Raw genomic sequence first — 12,147 nt, forward strand, 5'->3', positions numbered from 1 at the left:
CAGTATTGTCTTCTAGGCTATATTTAGCAATACCTAGAAGGAAATACTTATTAAAAAACTAAATTTTCAATCTCGTTGCTCAATATCATCCAGGCCGTTTCCTGCTCTGCCATTTTTTCCTTTAATTGCAGCTCATTGGCAAGAATTTTCTGTAAATCTTCCTTGCGCGCGGGACTGTACAAGCTTTCCTCCGCTAAACTTGCCGTAATCGCGTTTTGCTCAAGCGAAATACGCGCCATCTCAGCCTCAATGCGCGCTAGTTGTTTTTCTAATGGCTTACGGGCATTTGCAAGTTTCTGGCGAGCGTCGGCCTCAAGGCGTTTTTGCTCTTTGCGATTGATGCTCGTCGCGACTTGATTTACCGCTTGCATCGCATTGGCAGCCGACTTATCCACGCTGCGTTTTTCCTGACTATAACGCGCATAGTCATCCAAATCCCCATCAAATGGCGCAATCCTGCCATCTTCGATTAGCCAAAAATCATCTACGGTTGCGCGCAAGATGTGCCTATCATGCGAAACAACAATTAAAGCGCCATTGAAATCTTGCAAAGCAAAAGTCAGTGCCTCGCGCATTTCAATATCCAAATGATTGGTAGGCTCATCCAGTAATAGTAAATTAGGCTTTTGCCAAATCAACAGCGCCAAAGCTAAGCGTGCTTTTTCTCCACCAGAGAACGGGGCAATTGGACTTAGCGCCATCGGACCTTGAAAATTAAAACCGCCCAAGAAATTACGCAGTTCTTGCTCACGTGCCGTCGGGTCGATTTTTTGCATATGCCAAAGCGGCGACTCATCAATTCGCAGATATTCAAGTTGGTGCTGGGCGAAATAACCAATTTTTAGCCCTTTACCTTCGGTTCGAATACCTGATAACAAAGCTTGCTCACCAGCCAACGCACGGATAAAGGTTGATTTGCCAGCACCATTAACGCCAAGCAAGCCAAGTCGCGCCGAGTTATCGATGCTTAAATTCATTTGCGTCAAAATCGGTTTATCGATGCTGTAGCCCGCCGCGGCCTTTTCTAAGTGCACCAGCGGATTTGGGCTTGAGTCAGGCTCACGAAAAGAAAAACTAAATGGAGAATCGACGTGCGCCGCGGCAATTTTTTCCATTTTTTCCAGCGTTTTAACCCGACTTTGTGCTTGTTTGGCTTTACTGGCCTTGGCCTTGAAACGTGTAATGAAACTCTCTAAATGGGCAATTTGCCGTTGTTGTTTATCAAAAGCCTGTGCTTGTTGTGCTAAGCGCTCAGCGCATTGATTTTCAAAGTCTTCGTAAGTGCCGGTATAAACGGTGAGTTGCGCATTATCGACGTGTAAAATTTGTTTCACAGTACTATTAAGAAAATCGCGATCATGAGAAATGATCAATAACATTCCTTGATAGCTTTTCAACCACTCTTCCAGCCAAACCACCGTCTCCAAATCCAAGTGATTGGTTGGTTCGTCAAGCAGCAAAAGATCGGAGCGGCACATTAATGCTTGTGCCAAATTGAGCCGCATGCGCCAACCCCCAGAAAAACTTGAGACCGGTTTTGTATTTTCTTCAAGAGAAAACCCTAAACCCGCTAATAATTTTGCCGCGCGTGCTGGTGCGGTATAGCCATCAATGGCATCTAAGCGGGCGTAAAGCTCGCCGTGTGTCATGCCATCATGATCATCAGCGCCAATTGCATTAATTTCAGCTTCGATTTTGCGTAATTCAACGTCGCCATCGAGCACATAATCCAGCGCTGAACAGGGCAAAGCCGGTGTTTCCTGTGCTACATGGGCAATAGCAACCCGAGGTGGCATTTCTAAATCACCTTCATCGGCGTGAATTTCATCACGCAACAAGGCAAAAAAACTGGATTTACCCGCGCCATTTGCACCAACAATCCCGGTTTTCGAGCCGGGCTGCAGCGTGAGTTCAACGCGATTAAGAAGCACCTTGGTGCCGCGACGGAGAGTGAGGGATTTAAGTCGTATCATAGGGCGTGATTCTAACAGAGCTCTGCCTGTTGACCGAGCTAGAACTAAGCAAAATCAGTTTATCGGTAACAAAAACGGATACCTGAGTTAGGTATCCGTCAAAAAGCATTGATTATTATGACCTGCAACCAAATACAGCAAGACTAGCTTAAATTACTGCGCAGTTCATTGAGCGCCCGATCCGTTAAACTTCCTTCCAATGCCAAGCGTCGAATCCGCCCTGATGTTAATGCCTCAATCAGTTCTTGTTTGAGGAATGCTTTGCCATTCCCGCCAAGACGATTTGTAAACAAATAACGTGTCTGTTGCGGACTAATCCAAGACAAGCGCAAACGCAGCACATCATCTTGCTCACTAATCCACTCTACCCACTCACCGCGGATTGGCAATGAATGATGCGGATGCGAGGGGCTTGCCTCAGTAACAAAAACTAAATTCTCATCTGGCTCACTTTGCGTGGGCTCAATGACAGGCTCGGAATGAATTGGTGTGACCAAAGGCGCTGGCGCTTTAGTTTCAGCGCTACTACGCAAACCATTTCGAATGGCCGCAGCATGGCAATGCACTAATTGAGCAAAGAAGGATTTTGACTCTTCGGCAGTCATCCCCTCTGCACGAGCGGCGTCTTCTAATGTTTTAAGCATTTCTGGCAGCAAATTCACCAGCTCGAAGCGTTCTTCCGCACCTTGTTTAGCTTGCACGCTCCAGATTAAATCGTCCATCGCCTTGAGCTTGTGTACAAACTCAGCGCCAGACTCACCTTGCGCCCCAAAGCATTTGGCCAAAACCTTGGGCCAGTATTGGGCAATAAATGAACGCACGAGATCTGGCACATCTTCGCGCGCCAAGCGTTCACTCACAAGCTCTTGGGCTGTAATCAAACCTAGCTCAGCAATTTCGTGCTGAACCAGCTCTTGTGCCTCTTGTTGCGCCGCGACCTCAGCCTGCTGCGCTTCATGCGCCAGAAAGTCCTCTAATTCTGCGAGGGCTTGTTGAAACACCACAACATCGTCGACAAACTGACTGCAAACTGCAGCAACAATAGTTGCTAACTTATCGTAGCGATATTCACCTTGCTCCATTTCCGGGGCGTCAAGCGAGGCCTCAGCCAAGCGATCAAGCAACAATCGAGCACAGTGATGCTTATTTGCAAAAAAACCGGCATCAAGCATCGCAACTTTTAATACCGGAATTTGCAAACGTCCAATCAGACCTTTGACCGAATCAGACAAACGCATATCGTCAAAGATATGCTCAAACAACATCGCAATGAGCTCTAAAGTCATTGCATCCATCGGTGGTAAGTTTTTTGCCCAGCCTGAGCTACGCAGCATACCTAGCATATTGTGCTGAAAAATAGCCGCGCCATTCTCATCACTCAAGCCTTCCAAACGCGGCGCTTTATGCTGTAACACATCCAAAAATGAGAGCCAACCCGGTGTGTGTTCTACCGGCGACGACGAGTAGTTTGTGTTACCTGCTGCCAACGCATCTAAATGTGCGCCCAAAGGCGGGCTGGTTTCGGCGCGAGTCGCTGTTTGTGATTCAGGTAAATTAGACGAGATTTGAGCCGTTTGGGCGGTCGCCGCAGTAGAAGTTGGCGAATTTTGATTACGTTTAATTTGATGTTGCGGTACAACGCGCTGCACATTTTGCGCAATCAAATATTGGTTTACATGCCGATATACGTCGGCGACTTGATTAGCCAACTCGTTTTCAAACGCTTTTAATGCCACCAGACGCGCATCAAGACCAGTTTCAAGTTGTTTGCATGCTTGTAAAAAAGCCTCACAAATTGATTCTGGCGACATTGGATTAACAGCACCATCTTCTTGCTCAGGTAACAAGCCCGCAAATCGCTGTTCAAGCTCGGTGAGCTCTTCACCCCCAGTATCTTTAAACGATTTGATAATTAAATCGGCGGATAAATTTTCTTCATATTCATCATTCGCTACCAGACTCAATTGATCTGGTTTAGCGCTTACCTTAAAGAAAGAGCCTTCGGATTTTTGCGTTGTTCCGGTATGAGTAGCCTGCAGACTTTCATTAAACGCGGCAAGAAAGTTCTGACGAAATTGCTCCGCCAAGAACTCACGTTTGTTATGTGTTTCGACCCGAGCAGCAAAATAATCATCGCGTAATTTACGATCAAACGTTTTATCGGCCAGCTCGAAATAGGTTTCTTCCAAGCGCGAAAAAAAACCTTCTAAAGATTGGCTAAGCATCTTTAGAGCAAGATCTCTGCACGCCATCAGCATAGGATCCATTGCCGCGGCACGCTGCACTTGCTTAGGCGTGGAATGTGGTAGTGGCTGGCTCATAGCGTGCCCTCTTTCTGAGTACGTTGGCTGATTGATACATATATTAGCATTTAATGATATACAAATATCGCCCGTTGGTCACCCATATCCTGCCAAACGACGTAACAATATTTTATTTCAACACCTTAATGGCTTCGCGCATGGCTGGATAGTTGAGCAGATAGGTGGTAACCCTTGTTGGATAAGTAGAAAACACAGACTAAAGTTAGCAAAACATTTACAGATACAGGTGGTTAAAATGACACAGAACCTGACAATGCAAGCATTGCAAACATGGTCAGAAGGTAATGAGCCAGCAATGACCACCATGATTCAGCATTTCTATGCCAACGTGCCCGAAGAAGATTTACAAGAAAAGTCGATCGAGGATTTAGCGGCTGCGGTGTTAGCGCAACGACGAATGGCCAGCAAGCGCAGCAAGCAACAGCGTTTAATTCGTATTTACAACCCCACACTCAGCGAACACGGCTGGCAATCTCCTCACACCGTAATTGAAATTGTGCAAGATGACATGCCTTTTTTGGTTGACTCTGTAGGTATTGCTCTAAACAACATGAAATGCAATGTTTACCGTGTAATACACCCCGTACTGAATATCCAGCGCGATGAAGCCGGCCAACTAGTTAGCTCTACGGGAATTGCATGCAAAGAATCTTGGATGCACTTTGAAATCAATCGAATTAGCGATCCTAATCAAATTGCACTAATTACCAACGAGATCGATCAAGCGCTTGATAGCATTGCCATCGCAGTCGCTGACTGGCCCAATATGACAGAGCGTGTTTCGAGTGCCCTTGAGCAATTAAAAGCCAACAAAGCTGAGAAATCCGCTGCGAATACCAAAGAAGTGATTGCATTTTTAGAGTGGCTACTAGCTGGCCACTTTGTTTTTCTTGGCTTACGCGATTACCAATTTGATGCAAATGCACTCAATATCGTTCCCCATTCCGGCATGGGACTATTACGCGATGCGGGTTTGCCGTCACCATCACATGTTTGGGCCAGTTTAAGCCCCGATTTACGCGCAGTAGCGTATGCGCCAACGCGCTTACTAATGCTAACCAAATCAGATCGACGCTCACTGATTCATCGCTCGGTTTATTTAGACACCGTACTTTTACGCAATATCAGCGCAACAGGCGAGCTACTGGGCGAGCTGCGTATCGTGGGGCTCTATTCCGCCAGTGCTTACACCACGCCACCTCGCCAGATTCCGATTTTGCGACAAAAAATTGATCAAGCACTCAGCTACTGCAACGCCGAACTAACAGGCTACCGTGGCAAAGCGTTGTTGAATGTACTAGACACCTACCCGCGCGATGAACTGATTGAAATTGAAATTCCTGAGTTAGCGCGAATTGCTGACGGTATCGTTAGCCTGCACGAACGGCAACGGGTACGCGCATTTTTCCGTGATGACATTTACCGGCGCTATGTCTCGGTGATGGTGTTTGTACCGCGCGACAATTACAGCACCGACGTCCGAATGAAGATTGAAGCCTTATTACTACAGCATTTAGCGGGCAGCTCCTCTGAATTCACGGTTTTTCTGGGCGACAATCCTTTGGCTCGCATTCATTACATTATTCGACGCACCGCAACCTACTCAAGCGGCTACGACAGCAAAGTGATCGAGGCTGAAATTGCACAAGTCGCACAACGCTGGCAAGACGATTTAAAACAACAACTCATTCAAAGCTGTGGCGAAGAGCGCGGCTCCGCATTACACCAAAAGTATCTGCACGCTTTCCCTGCTGCGTATTGCGCTGATTTTTCTGCTCGAGCAGCGATTTATGATATCGAATCATTAGAAACCGCCCTGAGCCAACAAAGTATCGTTGCCACCCTAACGCCAGGTAGCGCACTCGATGCGGGAATTTGGCGCTTAAAACTCTATCAACACCACCCTATTGAACTCTCTGACTGCCTGCCCTTGTTGGAAAGTTTAGGGTTGAGAATTGTCGATGAACGCCCTTATATTTTGCAATTGAATACAGAATCAGCATGGCTCGTTGATATTGGTGTTCGCCTACCTGCGGGCACATCACTCGAGCACCCCGAGCAACGACAGCGCTTACTCGCCGCATTTGTTGCGCAAAGCAAAGGACTAGCTGAAAACGACAAACTCAATCAACTGGTGCTATATCACAGCCTCGCTTGGCGTGAAGTCTTTGTCCTTCGGGCTTACGCACGATACCTAAAGCAAGTTGCACTTAAATACAGCATTGAAATGATTGCAGACTGCCTGCTCATGCACGGCAGACAAACTCAACTACTAGCGCAAGCGTTTCAATTGCTTCACCACCCCTCGCAAGCTGAGCCTGCAGTTGCAGAGATCGTGCTCGAAGAGATTACTCAGGCCGCGAAAGCCATGCCCAATATTGATGACGAGCGGATTTTAACCTCGCTCATGGCGGCGATTCGCGCGACGTTGCGGACTAATTTTTACCAAAGCCAAGGCAGCAAAAACTACCTAGCGCTCAAAATCGCCTCAGCCGAAATTCCACTGATGCCACAACCGGTGCCGATGTGTGAAATTTTTGTCTATTCACCACAAATGGAAGGCGTTCACTTGCGAGGCGGTAAAGTGGCTCGCGGCGGTTTACGTTGGTCGGATCGCCGGGAAGACTTCCGCACCGAAGTGTTGGGTCTAGTCAAAGCGCAAATGGTAAAAAACACCGTCATTGTCCCGGTCGGCTCAAAAGGTGGTTTTGTGGTTAAAAATCCTCCTTTAGACCGAGAAGCTTACCTCGCGAGTGGAATCGCATGCTATCAAATGTTTATTCGTGGCCTGCTCGATTTAACTGATAATTTCTTAAATGGTCACATCGTTCCTCCTGCCGATGTATTGCGGCGCGATGGCGACGACCCGTATCTGGTCGTCGCAGCCGATAAAGGCACGGCTACTTTTTCCGATATCGCCAACGCCATTTCACAAGAATACAATTTCTGGCTCGATGACGCATTTGCCTCAGGCGGCTCGGTGGGTTATGACCATAAAAAAATGGGGATTACCGCGCGTGGTGCTTGGATATCAGTGGAGCGCAGCTTTCGAGAAATGGGTCTAAATACCAATACCGACCCCTTTACCGCTGTCGGGATTGGCGATATGTCTGGCGATGTTTTTGGCAATGGTCTGTTGCGTACTAAAACGATACGCCTATTGGCGGCTTTTGATCATCGGCATATTTTTATCGACCCCAATCCGCAAGCAGAAACAGCGTATGCGGAACGGGAGCGACTGTTTCAGTTGCCACGCTCGTCTTGGGCTGATTACAACCCTACTTTAATTTCGACTGGCGGCGGGGTATTTGCTCGTAACCTTAAAAAAATCAAACTAAGCGACGAGATGCGCAGGATATTAGAGATTGAAGCGTTTGAACTCGAGCCAGATCAATTAATTCAAGCCATCTTAAAAGCCCCCGTTGATCTACTGTATAACGGCGGCATCGGCACCTATGTAAAATCCAGTGCTCAAACGCACGCTGAAGCCAATGACCGTGGCAATGATGCAGTTCGTGTTGATGGCAAAGATTTACGCTGCAAAGTGATTGCTGAAGGGGGGAATCTTGGCTTTACCCAATTAGGTCGGATCGAATATGCCCTGCACGGTGGGCGCATTCATACGGATGCAATTGATAACTCGGCCGGTGTTGATTGCTCGGATCATGAAGTCAACATCAAAATTCTACTCAGCAAAATTGTCAATGACGGTGATTTAACCTTAAAACAGCGCAACGAATTGCTGGCGAGCATGACCGATGAAGTGGGTCTTTTGGTTTTGCGCGACAACGAATTACAAACGCAAGCGGTGTCTTTAGAGTTTACTCAATCCTTATCCTTGCTGCCTGTGCATACACGATTGATGCAAACCTTAGAGCAAACTGGCAAACTCTCTCGGCGTATCGAATATTTGCCTAGCAACAGTCAGTTGGCTGAACGGCAACACAACCGCATCGGCTTAAGCCGCCCAGAGCTTTCGGTTTTGTTGGCTTACGCCAAAATCGTCATCAAACAAGACTTGCTCGCCGAAAACTTAGTCGATGATGCCAAGTGGCATTCATTATTACAGCGCTATTTCCCAGTGCGTTTGGTCGAGAAATTTAGTGCGCAAATTGCCCAACATCCACTGCGCCGTGAAATTGTAGCAACGCAACTGACCAATCATCTGGTGAATCGGTATGGAATTAGCTGCATTTATCGCTTACAGGAAGAAACCGAGAAATCGTGCAGTGACATCGTTGATGCACTGATTAGCGCAGAATCATTACTCGACAGCGAATCGCTGTTCCTTGAGATTGAACAGAGCGACATCGCCATAGCAGGGCAAACACAATTGCTACTGACGATTAGGCGACAAACCGAACGTGTAGCGCGCTGGCTATTGCAGCAAAATTTAGCCACCACTCAACTTGAACACATGCGCACTTGTGCCGCCCTCACCTTGCCCCAACTGCCACAACAATTAAGCACTAGCTCTACGCATGCGGCACAAGCACAAGAATGGCAAGCAGCAGGAATTAGCACCGCACTCGCAATGAAAGTCATGGCGGTGCAAGAATCGCAGTCTTTACTCGAACTCTGTCAATTTAATAATGACTCAGGGCAGCTTGCGGAACACATGCGCATTTATCTTGCGCTGGGCGAGGCGCTTGAATTGAAATGGTTGGCGCACGCCATCGAACAATTACCGCGCGACAATCGCTGGCAAACTTTGGCTCGACTAGCGGCACGCGATGATTTACAGCGTCTACACATGGAGCTATTTCGACAAGTCTGGGGACAATATCAGGCCGAACTCTCTCTTTGGTTGGCGCACAATCAGGCAGCTAGAGCACGCGTGGCCGCAATGTTCGCTGAATTAAGTGCCGCAACGCCTGATTTGGCGATGATTTCAGCCGTGTTGCGCGAGCTACGGCAACGGCTAATTCTCTAAAGCGGCTATCAATTGATCGTGCGATTACAAGCTGGCTTAAATTATGCCTAAGCCAGCTTGTTAAATTTTAATGACAAGTATATTTGCCAAGGCATTATTTTTGTTAATCCACATCGACATACCCAAATAAATTATTCGCATTTTATTTTTCAACAACTACACTAGCTGCAATAAATGAGCAAAGGTCGATTGCAATTTGGCCTTGCTAGCAGATTGGGCAAGTTGCGGTTACCAGTAGGCCGAGAAGTACTTAGCGCGATGCTAACTCCGACGCCATGGCTTTAAATGACAGCTTAGCTGGGCCAACTTCATTAACAGACGATGTTGCGCTACCGTTGACTAAACTCGCCGTGAAGCGGGTCTGTACAGCAGAAGCAACATAATGCTAGAGAAATCACCTTGTATCTTCCAGAAATGGTTGCTTTGCAAAAAATAATTGCGCACGCAGGGGCATTGATTCGCTGCCAACATCACGGCAATGTTACACACCAAGGACAACATTTTCCGTTATATAGCCTTTGCTTAGGCAGCCAAGCCGCTAGCGCGCCCACCATAGGCTTTTTTGCCGGCGTGCATGGCCTCGAGCGAATCGGCAGCCAAATTCTGCTCGCTTTTTTGCAAAGCTTGCTGTTTCGCTTAAGCTGGGATCGCACTTTGCAGTATCAACTGCAAACAATTCGAATTGTATTTATGCCCATCATTAATCCCGTTGGGATGGCATTAAGACGGCGCTCTAACGGCAACCGGATTGATTTGATGCGCAACGCACCGATTGATGCCGACGGGAAAACCGCTTTCTTGGTAGGTGGACATCGCATTAATCCAGTCTTGCCCTGGTTTCGTGGACAGTTAAATGCGGAAATGGAGCTAGAAAACCAAGCATTGTGCACGGTGGTACAAGATTTTATGTTGTGCAGTAGCATTAGCCTTGCGCTGGATTGTCATTCCGGATTTGGTTTGCGCGACCGTATCTGGTTTCCCTACGCCTACACCCTGCAGCCCATACCTCAATTAGCCGAGTTACACGCCCTCAAGCAATTATTCGATCACAGTCATCCGCACCACCCTTACGTCATCGAGCCACAAGCCAAGCATTACCGCACCCATGGTGACGTTTGGGACTACCTGCATCGGCAGCAAACAAGCCAACAGCTCTTTTTACCACTAACGCTTGAATTGGGCTCTTGGTTGTGGATTAAGAAAAATCCACGCCAATTATTATCGATTCTTGGTTTGTTTCACCCTATGGTGCCGCACCGACAACAACGCGTGTTGCGCAGCCATTTGCCATTACTGGAGTTTTTGATTCGCGCCACCCATGATCACGCGAGGTGGCGACCAACACGCCCCATTCAAAAAATGGAGCAACATCATGCGGCTATTGAACTCTGGTATCGCAAGGACAGACCATGAGTAATTGGGTATTACTACGAGGTTTAATGCGAGAAAAACGACACTGGGGAGATTTTGTTGGGCTGTTACAGCTACAATTCCCGCACGATCGTATTTTAACCATTGACGGTTTAGGTAATGGAGAGTGGCACCAGCGAAGAAGCCCGCACCGAATTATTGACATGGTGACGCACTTACAAACCGAACTCAAACAATGCCAAGCGAATGCGCCTTATCATCTAGTCGCGCTCTCGCTGGGGGCGATGGTCGCGATTGAATGGGCTAAGCTCGCGCCGCAGCAAATTGCAAGTGCCACTCTGATCAACACCAGTTTACGCCCGTACAACCCATTTTATCAGCGGCTAAGGCCACGTAATTACCCGGCCCTCTTTCAACTAATGAATAGTACGCCCGAAGAGCAAGAGCGTCTCATCTTAAAATTCACCAGCAATCAGCCAGCAAAAGCAACGCTAATGCGCTGGATTGAATATCAGCAACAATACCCAATTAGTCGGGCAAATATTTTGCGGCAACTATGGGCTGCCGCCACGTATCGCGCGCCTCCAGTCGCCCCACCAATACGATTGCAATTTTTATCGAGCGAGCAGGATCAGCTGGTTAACAATCAATGCAGTCATACCCTCGCCCGCGCATGGCATCAACCACATGCAGTCCACCCTAGCGCGGGGCATGATTTAACGCTGGATGCACCTGAATGGGTTATTCAGCAGCTATTTAACTTTATTAATCAATAAAAACACTAGGTATATAGCTAAGGTCTTTTATTTTAATAAATCAAAACAATATACCCCATAGATTCAATGCGGTTTCACCAAAATACAAAGCACAGCAACGTTCGGCATCTAAACGTGCACTGAATTAAACCTCAAGCCAGAGCCTACTCCACGAGTTGCCGACACTCAATTCGAGTAATCTGTCCATCTTGCAAACGAAACAACGCGTCTTGCGGCATATCCTGTTGCCACATTTGTTCGGCAGTTAATCTCGCGTAGATGCCACGCAAAATGCGCCCCAATAAACCGTGCGCCACCACGACCACATATTGAGGCAATGCAGGATCATTCAGCCAAGCCTTGAGCCTAGTCGTAACCGCAGCCAAAGGTTCGCAAGCCGGCGCCTGAAAATACCAATCGGCTTGAGTAGCTAACTCAGGATATTGATCAAACAAAGCCAAAACCTGCTGCTGTTCCCATTCGCCAAATGCCACCTCAATTAAACGATGATCAATTTGCAAATGCTGCTCCGGCAAGCCCAATTCACTCAATACCAGTTTTGCGGTGTGCTGTGCACGCCCCAACGGACTAGCCAACACATGCCAACGCTGCGGCTCACTCAAGAGTGCACTGAGTGTAGCGCCCATCGCACGCGCTTGCGATTTACCCAGCTCGGTCAGCGGCGAATCACAATGCCCTTGCATGCGGCGCTCAAGATTAAATTCCGTTTGCCCGTGACGTAATAAATAAATGATTCGAGACATTTAATCCATCCTTGCTGCGCCAAGATG

Annotated in this window: 6 protein-coding genes; 3 read left to right on the forward strand and 3 right to left on the reverse strand. The window is 47.6% G+C overall.

All coding sequences use genetic code 11. From position 1 onward, the window contains the following. Window positions 1-50 precede the first annotated feature (50 nt). Together GM173_RS04155 and GM173_RS04160 are read right to left on the reverse strand one after the other, a co-directional pair. Window positions 51-1,973: an ATP-binding cassette domain-containing protein gene (locus tag GM173_RS04155; protein ID WP_203570050.1), complete on the reverse strand. Its 1,923-nt coding sequence runs from the start codon at window positions 1,971-1,973 to the stop codon at window positions 51-53. 143 nt (window positions 1,974-2,116) lie between these two features. Continuing rightward, the gene (locus GM173_RS04160; protein WP_203570051.1) at window positions 2,117-4,294 is read right to left on the reverse strand and encodes a DUF1631 family protein; all 2,178 of its coding nucleotides are present in this window, start codon (window positions 4,292-4,294) and stop codon (window positions 2,117-2,119) included. 238 nt (window positions 4,295-4,532) lie between these two features. Here GM173_RS04160 and GM173_RS04165 point away from each other — a divergent pair, with 238 nt between their 5' ends. The 3 genes from GM173_RS04165 (at window position 4,533) to GM173_RS04175 (ending at window position 11,377) form a co-directional block, all read left to right on the forward strand. After that, window positions 4,533-9,230 (forward strand): NAD-glutamate dehydrogenase, encoded by a 4,698-nt coding sequence (locus GM173_RS04165; RefSeq protein ID WP_203570052.1) that lies wholly within the window; start codon window positions 4,533-4,535, stop codon window positions 9,228-9,230. 399 nt (window positions 9,231-9,629) lie between these two features. After that, a complete protein-coding gene (locus tag GM173_RS04170) occupies window positions 9,630-10,643 on the forward strand; it encodes a DUF2817 domain-containing protein (RefSeq protein ID WP_239078234.1) in 1,014 nt (337 codons plus the stop codon). Further along, window positions 10,640-11,377, forward strand: a complete 738-nt coding sequence (locus GM173_RS04175) for an alpha/beta fold hydrolase (protein WP_203570053.1) — start codon at window positions 10,640-10,642, stop codon at window positions 11,375-11,377. The genes GM173_RS04170 and GM173_RS04175 overlap by 4 nt, the downstream gene beginning before the upstream one ends. Window positions 11,378-11,520: 143 nt before the next feature. On the opposite strand, the gene GM173_RS04180 is transcribed toward GM173_RS04175, so the two are convergent. Further along, window positions 11,521-12,120, reverse strand: coding sequence for a histidine phosphatase family protein (locus tag GM173_RS04180; RefSeq protein ID WP_203570054.1), 600 nt, complete (start codon window positions 12,118-12,120; stop codon window positions 11,521-11,523). Between the last annotated feature and the right edge of the window lie 27 nt (window positions 12,121-12,147).

The organism is Deefgea chitinilytica, from assembly GCF_016881405.1.
Lineage (GTDB): Bacteria > Pseudomonadota > Gammaproteobacteria > Burkholderiales > Chitinibacteraceae > Deefgea > Deefgea chitinilytica.

What these genes read in the sequence shown, in the direction of transcription:
- GM173_RS04155 (WP_203570050.1), bottom strand. Translation starts at nt 1,973, where the DNA reads ATGATACGACTTAAATCCCTCACTCTCCGTCGCGGCACCAAGGTGCTT.
- GM173_RS04160 (WP_203570051.1), bottom strand. Translation starts at nt 4,294, where the DNA reads ATGAGCCAGCCACTACCACATTCCACGCCTAAGCAAGTGCAGCGTGCC.
- GM173_RS04165 (WP_203570052.1), top strand. Translation starts at nt 4,533, where the DNA reads ATGACACAGAACCTGACAATGCAAGCATTGCAAACATGGTCAGAAGGT.
- GM173_RS04175 (WP_203570053.1), top strand. Translation starts at nt 10,640, where the DNA reads ATGAGTAATTGGGTATTACTACGAGGTTTAATGCGAGAAAAACGACAC.
- GM173_RS04180 (WP_203570054.1), bottom strand. Translation starts at nt 12,120, where the DNA reads ATGTCTCGAATCATTTATTTATTACGTCACGGGCAAACGGAATTTAAT.